The organism is Comamonas sp. GCA5, assembly GCF_036541385.1.
Lineage (GTDB): Bacteria > Pseudomonadota > Gammaproteobacteria > Burkholderiales > Burkholderiaceae_C > Comamonas > Comamonas aquatica.
In genome coordinates this window covers 25,984-47,267 of the sequence record NZ_JAZHFR010000020.1, presented here as the reverse complement: position 1 = coordinate 47,267, position 21,284 = coordinate 25,984, and the positions used below count along the sequence as shown (strand labels likewise).

Here is a 21,284-nt window from a genome sequence, read left to right as displayed (position 1 = left end):
CGCCGCACGCTGCGCAGCAGCGGCTCGATCTGCGCAAACTTCTCTCTGCTGACGTCGCTGGCGTAGGGCTTTCTCTTCACTCGGCTATTGTCGAGTCATAGAAGGATCGTAAACACGTTCTAAGTCAGAACTGGCACCCAACAACCCAGCCCTCTGTCGCGGGCTTGGTGCATTGAGGCATCACACCTCATCGCCGTTCACGGTTGATTGCAAGCAGCTTTTCAGCTTCTTGGCTGAGATTGACATGCGCAGACACAGACTGTCTGCGCCTGGCCTCCGCCATCGCGTAATAGCCAGCCTGAGCAAATTCTTCCTCCAGCAGCTTGATGGCGGCGTCGACTTCTTGCTCGTTGGTGAGGCGCATCCTGGGATGTTCTGCGGCAATGGTTTGCAACTCGGCAAATTTGGATTTCGCAAACTCCAGGCGCGTAACTTTCGTCTCAGGGTGTGTTGCGGTATGGGCCAATAGCAGCGATTCGTTTAACTGCTCCTTCGCCGCCTGTGCCTGATGCTCCAATACTTCTAGCAACTCCCGGCGTGCTTTGGCGTTAAGCAATAGCTGGCGAAGCCAGTCGAACATAAAGACGTCTCCAATCTGGCCGCATCGTAGCAAAGGTATCGGACGCAGTCTTGCTGTTCTCCGTGCCTTCGCCAACAGCTCGCGGCCCCATGCAATGAGAAGGGGCAGTGAAGGCTTGGGTGCAGAAAGCGGGGCTTTAGAAATGTGCCCCCACTTTTTGAAAATGTGCCCCCAGATGCCCCCGGATGGTGGCGAACTTCAGCGGACTTTGATGGACTTTAAAATGCGCTCTACAGAGTGGAAAACAAAAAAGGCCGGAAGCTGATGGACGCTTACGGCCTTAAATGTGGTCCCCCCGACAGGAATCGAACCTGTATCTGACCCTTAGGAGGGGTCCGTTCTATCCATTGAACTACAAGGGGACGCGGGCGGTATTGTAAGTGTTGCCTGCGGGGCTGACGGTCAAACCGTGCATGCCAGCCCCGCCGCTGCGGATCAGTCCTTGCTGCGGGTGTAGATCAGGTCCACGGCGGTTTGTACCCCCGTCTGTCCCCGCAGGGTCAGGCGGCGCGACAAGTCGTAGAAGATGTACAGCGTCCCCATGGCGCCCGACAGGCTTTGCTCATAGGCGACGTACAAATCCTTGGACAGGCGCTTGCCCACGGTGACGGCCGCACCCTCGGTGCCATCGTCGCTGGGGCCCTTGAAGCCCACCTCGTCCAGCCCCAGCTGCCCGGCAAAGTTGCCGCCCGTGTTGCCGCCGCTGAGCAGGGCCAGCGCTGCCTGTTGCAGGAATGCGGTTTCCGCGCCGTTGGTGGCGGCGCTGCGGCCCATGACGACCCAGGACAGCTTTTCCGCGTCCGACATGTCGGGATCCGAAAACAGCGTGACCAGGGGACGGTTGGCACTGCCCGTGACCTTGACCCCCGCCCGCACCGCGATGTTCGGGCGGATGGCGGTGATGTCGATGGCCGGGTTGGCATACGGCCCGCTGAAGCGCACGGTGCCTTTTTCGACGTCCAGGGCCTGGCCCCAGGCGCGGTAGCGGCCATTCACGGTGTGCACTTCCCCGGTGATGCGTGGTCCGTTCGCCACCTGCAGTTGTCCCTCCAGGCGGGTGGTGATGCCATAGCCTTGCAGGGCAAAGTCGTTGCCCAGGTCGATGCTGACCTGGATGTCCGGTGGGCGCACCGCCCGCACCGTGCCGGGGGCCTGGGCCTGCCGGGCAGCCTGCTCGGCCTTCTCCTGCGCGGCCTTGCGGCTGGCGGCGGAATGCACGTGCACGTCATCGTCCAGGGTCGGGGCCGAGCTGTCGGCCAGGATGATGGTGGCGCGGTCCACCTTCAGACCGCCGCGCAAGGTGACCTGGCCTTCCTGTATCGCGGCTTGCAGGTTGCCGCTGACGCTGACCTGCCGGTCGGCGCGGATCAGCACCTGCAGGCGCTCGGCGACGGTGCGGATGTCCATGCGCATGCCGGAGCGGCCTTCGCCAGCCTGCGGGTTGTATTCCACGAAACCGCTGCCGGTCAGCGTGCCGCCGTCCTTGGGTGCCTGGGTGAGGTTGCCGCTTTGCCCCAGGATGCGCGTGCTGCTGCCCTCGCCGCCCTTGAAGAACAGCTCGGTCAGGTCCAGCCGCGTGCCCTGCAGCTTGGCGCGCAGGCGGCCCTCGCGCAAGTTCACGCCGTCCAGCAGGGAGCGGATGCTCAACTGGTCGGCGCTGAGCACACCGCTCCACTGCGGCGCGCTGCGGGTGCCGGAGAGCGTGACGTCGGCATTCAGGCTGCCGCTGACGCGCCATCCGGGCGGGGCGAACAAGGCCCACAGGCCGATGTTGGGCATGCTGGCCTTGAGGGTGCCTGACAGGGGGGCCGTCTCCGGCCAGGCCAGGCCTGCGGCCGTCTGGCGCAACTGGCTGCGCACATCTGCCTGGAACTGGCCGGCGCGCTCGGAATTCCAGGTCAGTTGCGTGCGCACGTCAGTGCCCTGGGCGCCGATCTGCAGGCGCAGGTCCTGCAGGCGCGTGCGCATGCCGCGGCTGGTCAGCAGCGCGCGCGATTGCATCTGGCCGGAATCGGGGTTGACCTCGCTGGCGCCACTGCTGCGCACCACGGTGACCGGGGCCGCCTCGCTGTCTTCCACCGACAGGCGGATGTCCCCGCTGGCCCGTTCAAGCACGACGTCGGCGCGCAGCGCACGCCCGGTGCTGTCGATGTCCCAATGCCCTTGGACCACCAGGTCGCCCCCAATGCCCGCTGCCGCCAGCAGGGGCTGCTGTGGGTTGGGGCTGAGTGCATCCACCCAGGCCAGGGGCAGGCCTTCCAGCCGGCCCTGGTTTTGCAGCCCCCAGCTGCCATTGCCGGCCTGGCGCAGCAGCACGGGTGACCAGGTCAGGTGGGCGTTCTGGGCCCCGGCACTGGCGGGGGCGGTGACCACCAGGCGTCCTTCGCTGGCCTGGATGCGGGCGGTGCGCACCGGGTTGCCGGTGGTGCGCTGGCTGGCGCTGAGCGGCGCGGCCAGCTGGGCCTGCCAGGTGGCGTCGGCCTTGCCGGTCGGGCTCCAGCGGACGGACAGGGCCTGGATGCGGGCCTGCCAGTCCATCGGTGCGGCCCCCTGGGCCTGCAAGAGTCCGGCGGTCAGCGCGGTGTCCAGCGACAGGGTCTGGGTTCCCGATTGCAGCTGGGCCTCGGTCTGCAGCTGCAGGTTTTCCGGCGTGCCGGACAGGCTCAGCTGCAACTGCTGAAGCAGGCTGGCCGTGCCGTGCTCTGGCGTGTAGCGCAGCGCGCGTGCCTGCACTTGGCCCTGCAGCCGCAAACCGCTGGCCTGCTGGGCGGCGGCCGGGTTGAGCAGGCGTTGCTGCAGCTTGTTCCAGCCGCCTTGCCACGCCAGCTCCAGCTGGGCCTGGCCCTGCAGGCTGGCACCCGCCAGCGGATCACGGCCCAGGGGCAGGCGCGACAGCCACTGGCCCAGCTGCTGGGCCTCCGTGATCTGCAACTGCAGCTTGCCCTGGCCGCTGTCGGGGCCGGCATCCAGGGCCAGTTGGGCACGGGTGCCGGGTACCTGCAGCTCCAGCTGGCCTTGCAGGTGCTGGGTGTCGGTGCGGATGTCCAGCGACCGGGTCTGCAGCAGGCCCTGCAGCGCCTGGATCTGGACATCGCGCACCTGCAGCAGCGGGGCTTGCCAGCTGCCTTGTGCACGGGCCGACTCCAGGCGCAGGGCCCCCGGATGGCGGGCGCGTGCAGACTGCAGGTTCAGTGCGAACTGCACCCGCTGCGCAGCATCGGTCTGTGCCTGCAGCGTGCCCGCAATGGGGGCGGCCTCCAGCGTGCTGTACAGGTCGGCGGGGTTGACGCCCGCCAGTTTGACCGTGCCTTCCACCGTCTGCGCCTGGGCATCCCAGCGGGCCTGGGCCTGCAGCTGGCCTTCGCCGGTGGTGCCCAGATCGATCCGGGCGCCCTGCAGCAGCCAGGTGTGCAGGCCGTCAAAGCGCAGGTCGGCGCTCAAGGCCCGCACCGGCAGGGCCTGCCGGTCCCAGGGGCCGGGCAGGCGGTTGTGCAGGTCGGCCTGGAGTTGCCAGCCCTCGCCCTCGGGGCCGGCCTGCAGCGTGCCGTTCAGGTCGGTGCGGGGACCATCGGGCAGGAACAGGGCCGCGTCCACATGGCGCAGCTGCACCTGTGCCGCTTCCAGCGGCTGGGGTCGCCAGGGCTGCAGGGTGGCGCGGATGTCGGCGGCCAGGCCGGTGTCCTGGCTGGCAGCCGGGGTGGCCGTGCCCGCCTGGGCGGTGATTTCCAGGCGCGCGGCCTCGGTGGCCAGGGTGCCTTGCACGCTGGCCTTGGCCGTGATGTAGAGGAACTGGTCGTCCTGCTGGGGCAGCGGGGCCTTGACCGTGCCCCGCAGCTCGGCATGCAGGGCCATCGGGGCGGCCGCCTGCAGGCGCAGGTCAGCTTCGTAGAAGCCTTGCGCGTAACGCAGGCTGCTGACTTTCAGCGTGTGGTGGCTGCCGGTGTAGGCGTAGTGGCCCTGCAGTTCGGTGACCACGGTTTCCGGCGGGCCTTCCCAGACCAGGCGCTCGATGCGCATCGGCACGTCGATGCGCACCGGCAGCAGCAGCGACTGCAGCGGCGTGGGCGGGGTGTCGTCCTCGGGCTGGGGGGTGCTGCGGATGCGCAGCTCGTCCATGTTCACCTTGCCGAAGCGCAGCTCGCGCTGCAGCAGCGGCTGCAGGCGCCAGGCGATGTCGGCGCCTTTGATCTCGACCTGCAGCGCCGGGCTGGTCCAGCGCAGCAAGTCGATGCGGCCACCGTGCCGCAGGCTGCCTTCGATGCCGTCGGCTTCCAGTTTCTGGTCGGCCGGCATCCAGCTGGCCACGCGGGCCAGGGTGCGCGCCAGGGAGTCGCTCTGGCCTGACCACCACCAGGCCAGGCCCAGCAGGCTGGACAGGGTGATCAGGCACAGGGCCAGGGTCCACAGCAGTCGGCGCAACCAGCGGCGGCGGCAACGCGGGGGGACTGGTGCCGCCGCTGCGGGGGGGGACGACGCCGGAGCGAGGGTAGGTTCTTGCCGTTCTTGCATGGAATCAGAAATTGAAGCCCAGGCGCAGGTGCAGGCGCACCTTCTTGGTTTCCAGGCCGTAGGCCAGATCCGCCTGCAGCGGGCCCACGGGGCTGCGCCAGCGGATGCCGGTGCCCACACCGACAAACACGGTGTAGGTGTCCAGCGCGTCCGTGACCGTGCCGGCATCGACGAAGGTGGCGTGCTCCCAGTCGCTGCGGTTGCCGGCCACCGTGATGGGGCGCTGCCATTCGACGCTGCCCGAGGCCATGTAGCGGCCACCGATCAGCTTGCCGTTGTCGGTGCGCGCGCCAATGCTCTGGTAGCTGTAGCCGCGCACGGTGGTGTCACCGCCCGACAGGAACAGCTGGGTGATGGGCACCACCGTGTTGCCGTTGGCAATCACGGCGCCGCCGTTGGCGCGAAAGGCCAGCCGGCTGCGGCGGCCGGTGTCGCCCTCGGCGCGTTCCAGCGGCAGGTAGTACAGCCAGCGCGCCGCCATGCGGCCAAAGGGCTTGCGCTCGGGGGTGATGGTGTTGCCCGCGCCCACTTCCCAGCCCAGGCCGTAGCCACGCGTGGGGTTGGTCGGGTTGTTGAAGTAGCGGCCCGTCCAGCCATAGTTGAGCGTGATGGACGAGCTCGACGGTGGTGCCCCGTCGCCCTGGGCCTTGGCCATGTCGTACTGCAGGTAGTAGCCGCGGTCGATCTTGTCCTCGCTCTTGCTGCGGCCGGCGACCAGGGTGGCGCTGTTGGCCATGTAGTCGGCCAGCTCCTCGCGGGCGGCCTTGGCGCCGACGAAGTAGTTCCAGCCGCTGTAGTCGGGCAGCGAGGTCAGGCGCGTGGACAGCAGCGGGTTCTTCTGGTCCAGTTGCAGCTTGCTCTGGGCGCGCCAGCCCAGGTAGGGCACGCGGTTGTGGGTGTGGTCGATGGAAAAGCGAAACCCGGTGTCGGTGCTGACCCCCAGGCCGTAGATCCACTTTTGCAGCTTGGCCTCGCGCACCTCGGCGATCACCGGGGCCTGCACCTCGGTGTCGCCCGGCTGGGCGACCTCGGTGGCCAGGGTCAGGAACACCGAGTCGTAGTAGCCGCTGTTGGCCAGGCGCTGCTGGGTCTCGAGCAGCGTGGTCTGGCGGTATTCCTCGCCCACTGGCAGGCGGGCCAGACGAATCAGTCCCGCCGGATTGTAGCGCTCGGCGCCCTGGATCACCAGGGGGCCGAAGGAATAGGCCGGGCCCGGGGCATAGTCCATGCGCAGCTCGGCCTCGTTGAGGTCGGCATCGATGTCGGCGCGGCTGTCCACCAGACTGGCCGTGGGGTAGCGGCGGTTTTGCAGGCGGCGCACGCCCTCGTTCTTGGCATTGCTCCAGGCCGACTGGCTGAAGCGTTCGCCGTTGAAGCGTTCCAGATCCCGGCGGATGCCTTCGCGCATCCCGCGGCCTGAGGGGTCCTCGGCGTTGGTGCCACTGAAGCTGATCTGTGTGCTGCGCACGATGGTGGCGGGGCCGGGCTCCACCTGCACGCGCACCTTGCGCGGGGTGTCGCTGCCGCTGGGGGGTTCGATCAGTTGCAGTTCGATGGTGGGCGAGAAATAGCCCAGGGTGCCCAGCAGGCTGCGGATGTTGGCGTCGGCCGCGCCGAGCAGGCGGCTGAGCTCGCTGCGGCGCAGGTCGCTGAGGCGGCGGTACTGCTGCAGCTCCATGTGCTGCAGCAGTAGCTCGCGCACGTCGCTGGGCGCTTCGACTTCGAGCTCGAAACTGGGAGGGCCGTTGCCGCTGGCATCGTCGATCGGGTTCTTGGACAGCAGGCTGCAACCGCTGAGCAGCAGCACGCTGGCCAACAAAAACGCCGGCCTCAAGGCCGGCGTGTTTGCAGGAAAAGGCTTGAGCATGGATTCATTTTGACAGCAGCCTCATGGATTCCTCCAGTCCTTTCAAAGTCAGGGGGTACATGCGATCGCCGATCAGGCGCCGGATGATGTCGATGCTCTGCCGGTATTCCCAGACCCCCTGCGGCTCCGGATTGATCCAGGCGTGCTGGGGAAAGGCGTGGGTCAGCCTTTGCAGCCATTCGGCGCCGGGTTCCTCGTTGTGGTATTCCACGCTGCCGCCAGGTTGCAATATTTCGTAAGGACTCATGGTGGCGTCGCCCACGAAGATCAGTTTGTAGTCCTTGTTGTACTTGCGGATGATGTCCCAGGTGTCGAACTTCTCGGCAAAGCGGCGGCGGTTGTTCTTCCACATGAAGTCGTAAACGCAGTTGTGGAAGTAATAGAACTCCAGGTGCTTGAACTCGCTCTTGACCGCCGAGAACAGCTCCTCCACGCGCTGGATGTGGTCGTCCATGGTGCCGCCCACGTCCATCAGCAGCAGCACCTTCACGTTGTTGTGGCGCTCGGGCACCATCTTGATGTCCAGCCAACCGGCGTTGGCCGCGGTGCTGCGGATGGTGTCGGGCAGGTCCAGCTCCAGGTGGCTGCCCTGGCGTGCGAACTTGCGCAGGCGGCGCAGCGCCACCTTGATGTTGCGTGTGCCCAGCTCCTGGGTGTCGTCGTAGTCGCGGTAGGCGCGCTGCTCCCAGACCTTGACGGCGCTGCGGTTCTTGCCGGGGCCACCGATGCGCACGCCCTGCGGGTTGTAGCCGCCGTGGCCAAAGGGGCTGGTGCCGCCAGTGCCGATCCACTTGTTGCCGCCTTCGTGGCGGCCTTTTTGCTCTTCGAGGCGCTTTTTCAGCGTCTCCATCAGCTCGTCCCAGTCCATCTTCTGCAGGGCGGCCTTCTGCTCGTCGGTCAGTTCCTTGTCCAGCAGCTTGCGCAGCCATTCCTCGGGCAGCTCCTTCTTGAAGTCGGCCACCATCTCCACGCCCTTGAAGTAGGCGGCGAAGGCGCGGTCGAACTTGTCGAAGTGCTTTTCATCTTTGACCAGGGTGGTGCGCGCCAGGAAGTAGAAGTCGTCCAGGCTCCAGCCGTCCTCGCTGCGCGGGCCGACCACGCCGGCCTGCAGCGCCTCCAGCAGCATCAGGTATTCCTTGACCGAAACCGGCAGCTTGGCGGCGCGCAAAGTGTAGAAAAAGTCGATCAGCATGGCAAAGGGCTTTCAAAAAATGAAGCTGTCAGCGCAGGTGTTTACTGTGTTTCAAGGGCTTTTATGCCTGAAATCAAGCAATACCAGGCGCAAGCTGCTTCAGTTTTTCAAGCAGGCGCGTGTGGGCCGCCGGCCATTCTGCGGCCAGCATGCTGTACATCACCGTGTCGCGCACGCTGCCGTCGCGGCGCAGGGTGTGGTGGCGCAGCACGCCGTCGCGCTGCGCACCCAGGCGGGCGATGGCCTGCTGGCTGCGCGTGTTCAGGATGTCGGTGCGCCAGCCTACGACGGCGCAGCCCAGGGGGCCGAAGGCGTGCTGCATCAGCAGCAGCTTGGCGGCGGTGTTGACGTGGCTGCGCTGCACGCTGGCGGCGTACCAGGTGTAGCCGATCTCCAGGCGCTGCACGGCGGGCACGATGTCGTGGTAGCTGCTGGTGCCCAGCACCCGGCCGCTGGCCGCGTCCAGTACGGCGTAGGGGCAGCGCGTGCCCTGGGCCTGCATGTCCAGCGCCAGCTGGATGTAGGCGGTGGTTTCCTCGGGGCGCGGGACCCAGGTGACGCGCAGCTGCCACAGCTCCCCGTCGGCGGCCGCCGCTTGCAGGCCGGCGGTGTGCGCCAGGCTCAGGGGTTCCAGGCGCAGGCCCCAGTCTTGCAACGGGACGGGGGGCGCAAACGGTGTGGCAGTCAGTGCATCAGGCATGGCAGGGGGGACAGGGAGGGGGAGGTCAATCGGCCTCGGCTTCTTTCAATCGGTCTTTGGCTTGCTGGCGTCCGCGCCAGATGCGGGCGATGTGCAGGCCCGCGCCACCGCCCAGGCCGACCATCAGGATGCCCACGATGCCGGCGCCGTTGTAGCCATCGGCAAAGATGTCGATGCCCACGGCCTGGCCCAGGCCGTAGCCGGCGAGCGCGCCCAGGACAAAGCAGACGGCGTCGGACACCCCTTCGAGCAGCATTTTTTGCGCAGAAGCCATGGTCAGTCTCCCCAATTCGTTGTGGTCAAAACTGCAAAGTTAGGACAAACGGCGGTTTTGCGCATCGGGGCAAGCCTGCAGCAGGGCTGTCAGTGCGGTGTCAGCGGTTGCGCTGGTTCATGAACACCAGCTTCTCGAACAGGCTCATGTCCTGCTCGTTCTTCAGCAGGGCACCCACCAGCGGCGGCACGGACACCTTCTGGTCGGGCGACTGCAGCGCTTCCAGCGGAATGTCCTCGGCCACCAGCAGCTTGAGCCAGTCGATCAGCTCGCTGGTCGAGGGCTTTTTCTTCAGGCCGGGCAGGCCGCGCACATCGTAGAAGGTCTTGAGCGCGGCGCTGAGCAGGTCACCCTTGAGCGTGGGGAAGTGCACGGCCACGATCTGGCGCATGGTCTCCGCTTCGGGGAACTTGATGTAGTGGAAGAAGCAGCGGCGCAGGAAGGCGTCGGGCAGTTCCTTTTCGTTGTTCGAGGTGATGAACACCAGCGGGCGGTGCTTGGCGCGGACCATCTCGCGCGTCTCGTAGCAGTAGAACTCCATGCGGTCGAGTTCGCGCAGCAGGTCGTTGGGGAACTCGATGTCGGCCTTGTCGATTTCGTCGATCAGCAGGGCCACCGGACGGTCGGCGGTGAAGGCCTGCCACAGCACGCCCTTGACGATGTAGTTCTGGATGTCCTTGACCTTCTCGTCGCCCAGCTGCGAATCGCGCAGGCGGCTGACGGCGTCGTATTCATACAGGCCCTGCTGGGCCTTGGTGGTGGACTTGATGTGCCACTGCAGCAGTGGCATGTCCAGCGCGGCGGCCACTTCCTCGGCCAGCATGGTCTTGCCGGTGCCGGGCTCGCCCTTGACTAGCAGGGGGCGTTGCAACTGGATGGTGGCGTTCACAGCCAGCATCAGGTCTTGCGTGGCCACGTAGTTGTCGGAACCTTGGAATTTCATGGGCTTGGTATCAGCGTAAACATTGATGTGGGGCCTTGACAGCTGCTTTCATAATGGTTTGACCCATGGGAGCCATTCGCGCCACCCTGGCGGCGTGAGCACCTGGATCGGGCGTACTTGCGGGTACGGCCAGCGTCCAGGGACTTCGCTGCCAGCGCACATTGTCGGTGTGCCGGGCGGTGCCAGTGTCTCCAAGCAGATCCCAGGCTGAATTTGCAAAGGATTGTGTGCACAAAATGATGAAAACATGGACCACGGTGTTTGCAATGTTTGTCGCTTGTGCGACGTCGTCCGCCTCCGCGCAGGCTGTGCAAGGCAATCCCCAGGCGGGGGCAGGCAAGGTGGCCATGTGCATCGGCTGCCATGGCATCGCCGGCTACCAGGCCAGTTTTCCGGAGGTGCACAAGGTGCCCAAGATCTCCGGCCAGTCGGCGGCCTACATCGCTTCCGCGCTGGAGGCCTACCGCAAGGGGGACCGCAGCCACCCGTCCATGCGCGCCGTGGCGCAGTCCCTGAGTGACCAGGACATCGCCGATGTGGCCGCCTATTACCAGGCCCACACCACGCCATCCGCCAGCCCCGCCCAGCCGCATGACCCGCCGGCCCAGGTGGCGGCCCTGATCGAGAAGGGGGCCTGCTTCAGCTGCCATGGACAGGGCTTTGCCAAGCCGATCGACCCCAGCTACCCCAAGGTGGCGGGCCAGCACCCCGATTATCTGTATGTGGCCCTGAAGCAGTACAAGACCACCAACAACCCCCATGTGGGCCGCAGCAACGGCATCATGGCGCCGATTGCCCAGCAGTTCAGCAACCAGGAGCTGAAGCAACTGGCCAACTACATCGGCAAGCTGCCCGGCGACCTGCAGACCGTGCCACAGGCCCATTTCCGCTGACCGGGGAGTCGTGCCCGTGAACCCAAAGGCCCGCGGATGCGGGCCTTTTTTGGTGGTGTGTGGCTGGTGTTCAGTCGCGCGTAGCGCGGCGCTGCACGGCGGCCACGTACTGGTTGCCGTCGGGCGGGTGACCGTGGCGTTGGCTGTCGGCCAGCATCTGGCCCAGGCATTCCATGGTCTCGTGGTGGGCGGTGTGCAGGTCCGTGCGGCGTTTGGCCAGCAGTTCCACGGCCTGGCGGATACCACGCGGCTGGTCGATGCTGCACTGCTCGCTGATGGACAGGTGCATGGACAGGTGCAGGAAGGGGTTGGTGCGGTCCGGCTCCAGGTCGTAGTTGCGCTGCACGGCGGCGTCCACGTCGTCCAGTTCCGCGAAGTACTCGGGGTGCTCCGCGATCCACAGGCTGGCCAGGGTCTCGATCGCCTCCATCGGGGCGTCATTCTTCATTTTGCTGCGCACGCTGCAGAAAAAGCGGCGCACATCGGCTTGCGTGGGGTTGAAAAGCATGATGGCCGGCAGCGTAGCATGGGCGGTCGAGACCTGTCCCCCGGGGGCCATCCGCTCCTGCGTGTCGGCTTAAGATCACCGCCTTTCGGGCATGGCGCCCCCAGACAGGCAGTGGCAGATGGAATTTCAGACGTGGTTGGCATTTTTTTCGGCGTGCGTGTTCATCGCCATCTCTCCGGGCTCGGGGGCCGTGCTGTCGATGAGCCATGGCCTGGCCTATGGCGTGCGCCAGACGTCGGCCACGATTGGCGGCCTGCAACTGGGCCTGCTGCTGATTTTGCTGGTTGCCGGGGGCGGCGTCGGGGCGGTGCTGATTGCGTCGGATGTGGCCTTCACCGCGGTCAAGGTGCTGGGCGCGTGCTACCTCATCTACCTGGGCTGGAGCCAGTGGCGCAGCGTGGGCAACGGCGTGGATGTGGGCTACCTGCAGGCCAGCCCGATGCCCTGGCGCCAGCGGACCCTGGCCGGGTTCCTGACGAACGCGACCAATCCCAAGGGCATCATCTTCATGGTGGCGGTGCTGCCGCAGTTCCTGACGGCACAGCGCCCGCTGTGGCAGCAGTTGCTGGTGATGTCGATCACCTGCCTGGCCGTCGACACGGTGGTCATGCATGGTTATGCCGCCAGTGCCAGCGCCCTGCGCCGCTGGATGCGCAGCGCGGAGGCGGTGCGCTGGCAGAACCGCATCTTTGGCGGTTTGCTGATGCTGGTGGGTCTGGGCCTGTTCTTTGTGCAGCGCTCGGGCCACTCCGGGTAATCCTGGGGCGGCTGTGCTGGATCTGAAAAGATAGCTTCCAGCGCTTGCTGGATAAGCGCTAAAGGCCGATTTCATACAAATTTCTACGGGTCAACCCCTGTCGCTGGGCCGACTGACGGCTGCACCCAGGCTTCCTAGATTGAAGGCATGAAAACCTTCAACTCTTACGCCGAACTGCGTGCCTGCGCAGGCCAGGAGGTCGCCGTCACCGACTGGACCACCATCACCCAGGAGCAGGTCAATCTGTTCGCCGATGCCACGGGCGATCACCAGTGGATCCACGTTGACCCCGTCCGTGCCGCGCAAGGCCCGTTTGGTGCGCCGATTGCGCATGGCTTCTTGTCCCTGTCGTTGTTGCCGCTGTTCTTCAGCCAGGCGGTGCACATTGCGGGCGCCACCATGGGGGTGAACTACGGCTTGAACAAGGTGCGCTTTCCCGCTCCCGTGCCCGTGGGCAGCCGCGTGCGTGCCCGGGTGGTGGTGCAGGCGGTCGATCCCGTGGGCCCGGACAGCGTCCAGATCACCTGGCTGGTGACCGTGGAGCGCGAGGGGGGCGACAAACCCGTGTGCGTGGCCGAATCGCTGTCGCGCAGCTACGGCGCGCCGATGGGCGCCTAGGCGGCGCGACAGGCTGCAGCAGCCTGGCCGCTGCAGTGGGCGCACCCGTTACTGGTCGCCGCTGGGGATCTGCCCTGCAGCCCGTGCGGCCTGGAAGTCGGCGATCACTGCCTCACGGGTCAGCGTGGAGCGGGCTTGGGCCTCATCGGGGCGCAGCACGTTGCCGTCGCCTTCGGCGATCCGTCCGGCCGCGCGGGCGGCCTGGTAGTCGGCAATCACCTCGGCGCGGGTCAGACCGGACTGCAGGCTGACCTCGTCGGCGCGTAGCAGGGTCTGGTCGCCGGCAAAAGCCGCAGTGGCGGACAGGGCAATCACAACACCCATGGTGCGAATGGCAAACATCTTCTTTCCTTTCATTCCTGTGACAAAAACTGCGCTTTCACAGCGCACAGGGGATAGAGCGGAAGCAGACGTTGTCAGTTCAGTGTTTATTGCTCCTGTTTTGGCGAACACACTGTCGCGAAAATCGATCTAATCGCGCAATCGGCGGGTCAGCGGGCTGGCCCTTGCGGGGTCATGAAGCCGTTCTGGCGCCAAGCTTCGAACACGGTCACGGCCACGGCGTTGGACAGGTTGAGGCTGCGTTGGCCTTCGAGCATGGGCAGGCGCAGGCGCTGGGTGGTGGGAAAGGACTCGCGCAGTTGCGGCGCCAGGCCGCGCGTCTCGCAGCCGAACACGAACCAGTCGCCGGGCTGGAACTGCAGCGCATGCGTGGGCTGGCTGCCATGGGTCGTCATGGCAAACATGCGGTCACGCGCCGGCTGCATGCGGTCCAGGAAGCTCTGCCAGTCGGCATGGCGCTGCACGCGCGCGTACTCGTGGTAATCCAGCCCGGCACGGCGCATGTGGCGGTCTTCCATGGAGAAGCCCAGGGGCTCGATCAGGTGCAGCTGGCAGCCTGTGTTGGCCGCCAGGCGGATCACGTTGCCCGTGTTGGGCGGGATTTCGGGTTCGACAAGAACGATATGAAACATGGCGGCGTATTGTCCGCTTTTGGCCTTGTCCCTGGGGCGCTCACGCTGTGCGCGCCAGGCACAGCACGCTGACGCTGCCGGCGCCCGCCTGCAGCAGGCACTGGCTGGCGCTGGCGAAGGTGGCGCCGGTGGTCATCACATCGTCCACCAGCAGGATGTGCCGGCCCGCAATTACTGCCAGATGCGCCTGCGGCACGGCAAACGCCTGGCGCAGGTTGCGCAGGCGCTGGGCCCGTGTCAGCCCGCGCTGGGTCGGGGTGTCCCGGGTGCGCACCAGGGCGGCCAGCAACTGTTTGTGGCGTGCGGCGCCCAGGTGCTGCACCAACTGCGCCGCCGGGTTGTAGCCCCGCGTGCGCAGGCGCTCGCTCGACAGCGGGATGGGCACCAGCAGCTCGGCCTGCGCCACGGCCTGGGCGATGTCGGGGGCTTGCTGCATCCAGCCGGCCAGGTGCCGGGCCAGGCCGGGCTGCTGGCCCAGCTTCCAGTGGGTGATCAGCGTCTGCCAGGGGTAGCTGTAATCGCACCAGGCATGGGCTTGCACCCAGGGTGGCGGGTGCTGCAGGCACTGGCCGCAGCGTGGGCGCTCTGCGGCGATGCCTGGCAGTGCCAGTGCGCAGCCCGTACAGCGCCGTGGCGTGTGGTGAAAGCGCTGCCAGCAGGACTGGCACAGCACATCGCGGCAGGGCCAGGCGCGGCAGGCCCCGCATTGGCTGGGAAGCGACAGCGCCGCAGGCGCCAAACGGGATAGCCATGCTGGCCAGCGCAGTTGCATGGAATCAATATACTGCCGCGTTCCCTTGGGCCGCGATGCCGTGTGGCGGAGGGGTGCTTTTTGTGTATTGGCCTTTGCATGTCTGAAAACCTGCCCCCCACCATCGATCCCGTTGCCGCTGCGCGCTGGCACCAGGCAGCGCCTGTGCAGTCCCCCTGGTTGCACGAGGAGGTGGGGCGCCGGATGGAGGACCGCCTGCAATGGATCCGCCGCACGCCCCAGCGGTGGTGCGACTGGCAGCCGGTGCGGGGCGGTCTGCAGGCCCACGATGCGGTGGCGCAGCGCTATCCTCAGGCCACCTGCTATGTGGTGGAAACGGCGCCGCGCATGCAGGCCGCTGCCCAGGCGCGCTGGTCCAAGCCCTGGTGGAGCCCCGACCGCTGGGCGGGCGCCAAAACCGTGGTTGGCCAGCCACCGGCTGGCAGTGTGGACCTGCTGTGGGCCAACATGCTGCTGCACACCCAGTCCCGCCCCGAGGACATGCTGCAGCAGTGGCACCAGGCCCTGGCAGTCGATGGTTTCGTGATGTTTTCCTGCCTGGGGCCCGACACGGTCAAGGAAATGCGGGACTTGTACCAGCAGCTTGGCTGGCCGGCTGCAGGCCACAACCTGACCGATATGCACGATTGGGGCGACATGCTGGTGCATGCCGGGTTTGCCGAGCCGGTAATGGACATGGAAACCATCACGCTGACCTTTGCCAGCCCCGAGCGCCTGCTGCAAGAGCTGCGCGAGCTGGGCTGCAACCTGCATCCCCAGCGCTTCGCCGGCTTGCGCGGCCGTGCATGGCTAGCACAGCTGCATGCGGCCCTGGGGCAGCACCTGCGGGTCGAACACAGCGAAGGGCAGTTGGCCCTGACGTTTGAGCTGGTCTATGGCCATGCCTTCAAGCCAGCGCCGCGCGTGGCGCTGGAGGGCGAAAGCACGGTCTCGCTGGACCAGATGCGCAGCATGCTCAAGCAAGGCCGGGAGCAGGGTTTGCGATAGGCGAAACGCCGTTTTTGCTGCTTTGATTTACCGCAAAGCACACTACAATTTTTTCAAACTACTGATAGCAAGCACTGTCGCAGGGCCAAGGCCCGGGCATTGCAAAGCCAACGGCCCAAGGCCATCAGGGAGACAAAATTGGTGTGTCGCTATGCCTTGCAGACAGGCTGGATTGCAACCCCCGCGTCCGCCTGCAGTGTGTTTGTTTCTTTTCGCCGTGCATGCCAGCGTGCGTGTGTCCGGCACTTCCACCGATCGCTTTCTGCGCAACGTCCTACAGCACGTTGTCGCCGCAGTGCCTCGCTCTGCTTGAAATCCCTGTGCGCTTCGGCCGACCCGTCGCGCAGACTGTGTCTGAGTCAGCTTGGCACATCGCGCCAGGCGCCCTGATCGCACCGCTGTGCCCACCGGCTGAACCGCCGTGGTGCGGGCCAGCGCAGGCAACGGATTTCCAGAGGCTTAGATGCAAGTGAGAAGTATGAAAAGCAGAATCTTTCGACTGGTTTCTCTGTGCACCGCCGCGACATACGGGCTGGCCACGGCAGCGTATGCCGTCCAGGACCTGCCCGGTGGCCCCGCTGTCAAGCAATTGAACCTGCATCCACCGGTCACACGGATTGCACAGGAGCAGCATTTCCTGCACTGGATGATGCTGTCCATCTGCGTGCTGATCTTCGTCGGCGTGTTTGCGGTGATGTTCTATTCCATCTGGAAGCACCGCAAGTCGCAGGGGGCCAAGGCGGCCAACTTCCACGAATCGGCCACGGTCGAAGTGGTGTGGACGGTGATCCCCTTCATCATCGTGATCCTGATGGCGCTGCCGGCCACCAAGGTGCTGGTGGCGCAAAAGGACACGACGAATGCCGAGCTGACCATCAAGGTGACGGGCTACCAGTGGAAGTGGGGCTATGACTACCTCAAGGGCCCCGGCGAGGGGCTGAGCTTTCTGTCCACCCTGGACAGCAGCCACCGCGCCATGTCCGACAGCGGCAATCTCTCGAACGCCCCCAACGATTACCTGCTGCGGGTTGACAACCCACTGGTCGTGCCGGTTGGCAAGAAGGTGCGCATCATCACCACCGCCAACGACGTGATCCACAGTTTCATGGTGCCGGCCTTCGGCATCAAGCAGGATGCGATTCCCGGCTTTGTGCGCGACACCTGGTTCAAGGCGGAAAAGCCCGGGGACTATTACGGCCAGTGTGCGGAGCTGTGTGGCAAGGAGCATGCCTACATGCCCATTCACGTGAAGGTGCTGGAAGCCACGGCGTATGCGGCCTGGGTGGAGCAGCAGCAGAAACTGGCGTCGGCCAAGCGCGACGACCCGACCAAGGAGTGGAAGCTGGACGAGCTGGTGGCGCGGGGTGCCAAGGTGTATGCGGCCAACTGTGCCGCCTGCCACCAGGCGAACGGCAAGGGGGCGGGGCCCATCAAGCCGCTGGATGGCAGTGCCCTGGTCAAGGGTTCGCTGGCGGAACCGATGCACGTGCTGCTGGAAGGGCGGGTGAATGGCACCATGCCTTCCTGGAAGCAGCTGAGCGATGTGGAGCTGGCTGCCGTGCTCACCTACGTCAAGAACAACTGGAGCAACCACACCGGAGAGGCGGTGCAGCCTGCCCAGTTCACCGCCGCACGTGCCGGCAAGTTCCCTGAGGGCGGGACTGCTGCCCCTGCGGCACCCGCTGCCCCCGCCCCTGGTGCTGCGGCCGAGCCTGTGGCCTCCGTGGCTGCCCAGTCCTACCAGGTGTTCTTTGCCACGGGCCAGGGCAGCCTGGACGACCAGGCACTGGCCACTGTCCGGCAGGCGGCCCAGCAGTTGGCGGCGCAACCGAATGTGAAGATCGTGCTCTCCGGCTTTGTGGATGCCACGGGCAGCGCGCAAGTGAATGCGGAGCTGGCCAAGCAACGCGCCCAGGCGGTGGCCAAGGCGTTGACCGAGGCCGGGATTGCGCCGGAACGCCTGGAGCTGCGCAAGCCCGAAACCATCACCGACAGTGCAGGTGCGAGCGACCAGGCCCGCCGCGTCGACATTCTGGCCGCGCAATGAGTGCAAGCACAAGACAGCGATTGGGAGATCTGTAGATGAGCGCCATTTACCCACCTTCTCACGATGCGGCACACGATGCGCACGGTGACCACCACCATGCCACGCCCACCGGCTGGCGCCGCTGGCTGTACGCCACCAACCACAAGGACATCGGCACGCTGTACCTGCTGTTCAGCTTCACCATGCTGATGGTGGGGGGCGTGCTGGCCCTGCTGATCCGGGCCGAGCTGTTCCAGCCCGGGCTGCAGCTGGTCAACCCCGAGCTGTTCAACCAACTGACCACCATGCATGGCCTGATCATGGTGTTCGGGGCCATCATGCCGGCCTTCGTGGGCTTTGCGAACTGGATGCTGCCGCTGCAGATCGGCGCCAGCGACATGGCGTTCGCACGCATGAACAACTTCAGTTTCTGGCTGATGGTGCCGGCAGGGATGTTGCTGGTGGGCTCGTTCTTCATGCCCGGTGGCGCGCCTGCTGCGGGTTGGACGCTGTATGCGCCGCTGACGCTGCAGATGGGCCCGTCCATGGACACCAGCATCTTCGCGATGCACATCCTGGGTGCCAGTTCCATCATGGGCTCGATCAACATCATCGTCACCATCCTCAACATGCGCGCGCCCGGCATGACGCTGATGAAAATGCCTATGTTTGCCTGGACCTGGCTGATCACCGCCTACCTGCTGATCGCCGTGATGCCGGTGCTGGCCGGCGCCATCACCATGACGCTGACCGACCGCCATTTCGGCACCAGCTTCTTCAACCCCGCGGGCGGCGGTGATCCGGTGATGTACCAGCACATCTTCTGGTTCTTCGGCCACCCCGAGGTCTACATCATGATCCTGCCGGCCTTCGGCATCATCAGCCAGATCGTACCGGCCTTCAGCCGCAAGAAGCTGTTCGGCTATGCCTCCATGGTCTACGCGACCAGCTCGATCGCCATCCTGAGCTTCATCGTCTGGGCGCACCACATGTTCACCACGGGCATGCCGGTCACGGGGCAGCTGTTCTTCATGTATTCCACCATGCTGATCTCCGTGCCCACGGCTGTGAAGATCTTCAACTGGGTGGCCACCATGTGGCGTGGCTCCATGACCTTCGAGACGCCCATGCTGTTCTCCGTGGGCTTCATCTTCGTGTTCACCATGGGCGGCTTCACCGGCCTGATCCTGTCGATGGCGCCCATCGACATCCAGCTGCAGGACACCTACTACGTGGTGGCGCACTTCCACTACGTGCTGGTGGCGGGTTCGTTGTTTTCCATGTTTGCGGCCTATTACTACTGGTCGCCCAAGTGGACCGGGGTGATGTATTCCGAAACGCGCGGCAAGATCCATTTCTGGGGTTCGCTGATCTTCTTCAACATCACCTTCTTCCCCATGCACTTCCTGGGGCTGGCCGGCATGCCACGCCGCTACGCCGACTATCCCATGCAGTTTGCCGATTTCAACGCGGTGGCTTCGGTGGGGGCCTTCGGCTTTGGTCTGATGCAGGTCTACTTCTTCGTGGCCGTGGTCCTGCCTGCCATGCGTGGCAAGGGGGAGAAGGCGCCGCAAAAACCCTGGGAAGCCGCCGAGGGCCTGGAGTGGGAAGTGCCTTCGCCCGCGCCCTTCCACACGTTTGAAACACCTCCCAAACTGGACAGCACGGCCACCCGTGTGATTGGATGACACCATGACCAAGACAACGCACCGCAATGCCATGGACGACCGTACCGAGGCCTGGATGCTGCAGCGCCAGCGCAATGCCCGCATGGGCTGGATTCTGGGCTCGATCGCCGTGGCCTTCTTTGTCGGCTTTGTGGCCAAGATGGCCCTGCTCGGCGGCTGACCGCTGCGGAGTGCCGAGATGAACAAGCGCCGCGCCAATCTGCAGATGGTCACCAAGCTGTTGGTGATCACCGTGGGCATGTTTGCGTTTGGCTACGCGCTGATCCCCATCTACCGCCATGTGTGCGAGGCGCTGGGCATCAACATCCTCAGCATCTCCGAACGCCAGGTGCCCGGCAACGGCGCTGTGGGCCGGTTGCCGGCCAACACCCAGGTCGATACCAGCCGCACCATCACGGTGGAATTCGACGCGAATGCGCGCGGCCCCTGGGACTTCAAGCCCGAACGTCATTCCCTGCAGGTGCATCCAGGCGAACTGGCCACGGTGATGTATGAGTTCCAGAACGTGCAGGACCGGGCCATGGCCGCGCAGGCCGTGCCCAGCTATGCGCCGCGCCAGGCTGCACCCCATTTCGTGAAGATGGAGTGTTTCTGCTTCAACCAGTACGAACTGGCGCCGGGCGAGAAGAAGGAATGGCCCGTGGCCTTCGTGATCGATCCGCGCATTCCCAAGGATGTGACCACCATCACCTTGTCGTACACCTTTTTCGAGGTGGGCGGGCGCATTCCCGCAGCGCCGGTGGCGGCCAATGCCTCCGCCGCGGGAGCAGGGGGGGCGTCTTGAGCACCTCACCCAATCCCTCGCCCTCGTTCTGGCGCACGATCAAGGCCGTGGCCTGGTCGCTGCTGGGGGTGCGCAAAGGCAGCGAGTGGCAGCAGGACGCTGCGCAGGTCCGGCCGCTGCAGATCGTGGCCGTGGGCCTGGTGGCGATCTTTGCGTTCGTGCTGTTGTTGATCTGGGTGGTGAATTGGGTGGTCTAGCGCACAGCGCAGGGCCGCAAGAGCAATCGTTTTGACGCGTGATGACAGGAGCTGACATGGCGACACCGCACACTGCAAGCACACCGTACTACTTTGTGCCTGCCGAATCCGGCCACCCCATCTGGGCGGCCGCTGGCCTGTTTTTCGTGGTGCTGGGCGCCGGCATGTGGATCAACGACCACCAGTGGGGCATGTGGAGCCTGCTGTTTGGCATGGTCTGGTGGCTGGTGGTGCTGTTCCGCTGGTTCCGCGAGGCCGCGCAGGAAAGCGAACGCGGCCTGTTCGGGCGCAAGATCGACCTGTCCTACCGCTGGAGCATGAGCTGGTTCATCTTCTCGGAAGTCATGTTCTTCGGCGCCTTCTTCACCGCGCTGTGGTGGGGGCGGGCGCACTCGGTGCCTGCGCTGGGCAGCCTGGACAACGCCTTGCTGTGGCCCAACTTCTCGGCGGTCTGGCCCAGCGTCATGCCGGGGGCCACGGCCTCGCCGGCCGGTACGGTGGAGCCTTTCCAGACCGTGGGGCCGTTCTGGCTGCCCACCATCAACACCGCGCTGCTGCTGACCTCCGGCGTGACGCTGACCATCGCCCACCACGCCCTGCGCCTGGGGCAGCGCGCCAAGACGATCGGTTTCATGTGGCTCACGGTGCTGCTGGGCATCACCTTCCTGTGCGTGCAGGGCTATGAATACTTCCACCTGTACACGGACCTGAACCTCAAGCTCAACTCCGGCATCTTCGGCTCCACCTTCTACCTGCTGACGGGCTTCCACGGCTTGCACGTGTTTGTCGGCATGCTGATGCTGCTGTTCATCACCCTGCGTCTGCAAAGCGGTCATTTCACGGCCGAGCGGCATTTTGGCTTCGAAGGCGCTGCCTGGTACTGGCACTTTGTGGACGTGGTCTGGCTGGGCCTGTACGTGTTGGTCTACTGGATGTGAACGCCGCCAGGGCCGGCGCCCTGGCACGGGAGGGAGTTTTGAAAAAAAGAGAGCAGCTAGCGCACGCCCATCCAAGG

General features: G+C 65.4%; 21 protein-coding genes and 1 tRNA gene. 10 read left to right on the top strand and 12 right to left on the bottom strand.

Annotated features, from left to right (window positions below):
* Positions 1–187: 187 nt before the first annotated feature.
* From SJH88_RS07280 to SJH88_RS07245, 8 genes are all read right to left on the bottom strand, one after another.
* Entirely contained in the window at positions 188–580 is a 393-nt protein-coding gene (locus tag SJH88_RS07280; protein ID WP_274754044.1) for a hypothetical protein, read from the bottom strand.
* A gap of 287 nt (positions 581–867) precedes the next feature.
* A tRNA-Arg gene (locus SJH88_RS07275) sits at positions 868–942 on the bottom strand.
* Positions 943–1,015: 73 nt separating this feature from the next.
* The gene (locus SJH88_RS07270) at positions 1,016–5,089 is read right to left on the bottom strand and encodes a translocation/assembly module TamB domain-containing protein (RefSeq protein ID WP_420921724.1); all 4,074 of its coding nucleotides are present in this window, start codon (positions 5,087–5,089) and stop codon (positions 1,016–1,018) included.
* A gap of 4 nt (positions 5,090–5,093) precedes the next feature.
* On the bottom strand, positions 5,094–6,956 hold the full coding sequence (locus SJH88_RS07265; protein WP_274754042.1) for an autotransporter assembly complex protein TamA: 1,863 nt from the start codon (positions 6,954–6,956) through the stop codon (positions 5,094–5,096).
* 4 nt (positions 6,957–6,960) lie between these two features.
* The gene (locus SJH88_RS07260; RefSeq protein WP_043381079.1) at positions 6,961–8,148 is read right to left on the bottom strand and encodes a vWA domain-containing protein; all 1,188 of its coding nucleotides are present in this window, start codon (positions 8,146–8,148) and stop codon (positions 6,961–6,963) included.
* Between the two features lie 73 nt (positions 8,149–8,221).
* Positions 8,222–8,848, bottom strand: coding sequence for a GNAT family N-acetyltransferase (locus SJH88_RS07255; RefSeq protein ID WP_274754041.1), 627 nt, complete (start codon positions 8,846–8,848; stop codon positions 8,222–8,224).
* 25 nt (positions 8,849–8,873) lie between these two features.
* Positions 8,874–9,122 (bottom strand): hypothetical protein, encoded by a 249-nt coding sequence (locus SJH88_RS07250; RefSeq protein ID WP_274754040.1) that lies wholly within the window; start codon positions 9,120–9,122, stop codon positions 8,874–8,876.
* A gap of 100 nt (positions 9,123–9,222) precedes the next feature.
* Positions 9,223–10,065, bottom strand: a complete 843-nt coding sequence (locus SJH88_RS07245) for an AAA family ATPase (RefSeq protein ID WP_045266280.1) — start codon at positions 10,063–10,065, stop codon at positions 9,223–9,225.
* A gap of 236 nt (positions 10,066–10,301) precedes the next feature.
* Here SJH88_RS07245 and SJH88_RS07240 point away from each other — a divergent pair, with 236 nt between their 5' ends.
* A complete protein-coding gene (locus SJH88_RS07240; protein WP_043381095.1) occupies positions 10,302–10,958 on the top strand; it encodes a c-type cytochrome in 657 nt (218 codons plus the stop codon).
* Between the two features lie 70 nt (positions 10,959–11,028).
* Here SJH88_RS07240 and SJH88_RS07235 read toward each other — a convergent pair whose 3' ends face one another.
* Positions 11,029–11,517 (bottom strand): DUF1841 family protein, encoded by a 489-nt coding sequence (locus SJH88_RS07235; RefSeq protein WP_274754039.1) that lies wholly within the window; start codon positions 11,515–11,517, stop codon positions 11,029–11,031.
* A gap of 67 nt (positions 11,518–11,584) precedes the next feature.
* Here SJH88_RS07235 and SJH88_RS07230 point away from each other — a divergent pair, with 67 nt between their 5' ends.
* Positions 11,585–12,223, top strand: coding sequence for a LysE family translocator (locus tag SJH88_RS07230; RefSeq protein ID WP_042415028.1), 639 nt, complete (start codon positions 11,585–11,587; stop codon positions 12,221–12,223).
* Between the two features lie 147 nt (positions 12,224–12,370).
* A complete protein-coding gene (locus tag SJH88_RS07225) occupies positions 12,371–12,841 on the top strand; it encodes a MaoC family dehydratase (protein ID WP_045266281.1) in 471 nt (156 codons plus the stop codon).
* Positions 12,842–12,889: 48 nt separating this feature from the next.
* Here SJH88_RS07225 and SJH88_RS07220 read toward each other — a convergent pair whose 3' ends face one another.
* The 3 genes from SJH88_RS07220 to SJH88_RS07210 form a co-directional block, all read right to left on the bottom strand.
* The gene (locus SJH88_RS07220) at positions 12,890–13,183 is read right to left on the bottom strand and encodes a DUF4148 domain-containing protein (protein WP_274754038.1); all 294 of its coding nucleotides are present in this window, start codon (positions 13,181–13,183) and stop codon (positions 12,890–12,892) included.
* Positions 13,184–13,332: 149 nt separating this feature from the next.
* Positions 13,333–13,815 carry a tRNA (uridine(34)/cytosine(34)/5-carboxymethylaminomethyluridine(34)-2'-O)-methyltransferase TrmL gene (trmL, locus tag SJH88_RS07215; RefSeq protein WP_154164585.1) on the bottom strand — a complete coding sequence of 161 codons (483 nt, stop codon included), beginning with the start codon at positions 13,813–13,815 and terminating at the stop codon, positions 13,333–13,335.
* Positions 13,816–13,855: 40 nt separating this feature from the next.
* Positions 13,856–14,587, bottom strand: coding sequence for a ComF family protein (locus SJH88_RS07210; protein WP_274754037.1), 732 nt, complete (start codon positions 14,585–14,587; stop codon positions 13,856–13,858).
* Positions 14,588–14,665: 78 nt separating this feature from the next.
* On the opposite strand from SJH88_RS07210, the gene SJH88_RS07205 reads away from it, so the two are divergent.
* The 7 genes from SJH88_RS07205 (at position 14,666) to SJH88_RS07175 (ending at position 21,207) form a co-directional block, all read left to right on the top strand.
* Entirely contained in the window at positions 14,666–15,574 is a 909-nt protein-coding gene (locus SJH88_RS07205) for a class I SAM-dependent methyltransferase (protein WP_274754036.1), read from the top strand.
* 478 nt (positions 15,575–16,052) lie between these two features.
* On the top strand, positions 16,053–17,621 hold the full coding sequence (gene coxB / locus SJH88_RS07200) for a cytochrome c oxidase subunit II (RefSeq protein WP_045266286.1): 1,569 nt from the start codon (positions 16,053–16,055) through the stop codon (positions 17,619–17,621).
* A 35-nt stretch (positions 17,622–17,656) separates the two neighbouring features.
* Positions 17,657–19,288 carry a cytochrome c oxidase subunit I gene (gene ctaD, locus SJH88_RS07195; RefSeq protein ID WP_042415009.1) on the top strand — a complete coding sequence of 544 codons (1,632 nt, stop codon included), beginning with the start codon at positions 17,657–17,659 and terminating at the stop codon, positions 19,286–19,288.
* Between the two features lie 4 nt (positions 19,289–19,292).
* Entirely contained in the window at positions 19,293–19,448 is a 156-nt protein-coding gene (locus SJH88_RS07190) for a cytochrome oxidase small assembly protein (RefSeq protein ID WP_155895358.1), read from the top strand.
* 18 nt (positions 19,449–19,466) lie between these two features.
* On the top strand, positions 19,467–20,072 hold the full coding sequence (locus SJH88_RS07185; protein WP_042415006.1) for a cytochrome c oxidase assembly protein: 606 nt from the start codon (positions 19,467–19,469) through the stop codon (positions 20,070–20,072).
* A complete protein-coding gene (locus SJH88_RS07180) occupies positions 20,069–20,269 on the top strand; it encodes a DUF2970 domain-containing protein (RefSeq protein ID WP_179954956.1) in 201 nt (66 codons plus the stop codon). Before SJH88_RS07185 ends, SJH88_RS07180 begins: the two co-directional genes overlap by 4 nt.
* Before the next feature lie 56 nt (positions 20,270–20,325).
* Positions 20,326–21,207 carry a cytochrome c oxidase subunit 3 gene (locus tag SJH88_RS07175; RefSeq protein WP_042415000.1) on the top strand — a complete coding sequence of 294 codons (882 nt, stop codon included), beginning with the start codon at positions 20,326–20,328 and terminating at the stop codon, positions 21,205–21,207.
* Positions 21,208–21,284: the final 77 nt, after the last annotated feature.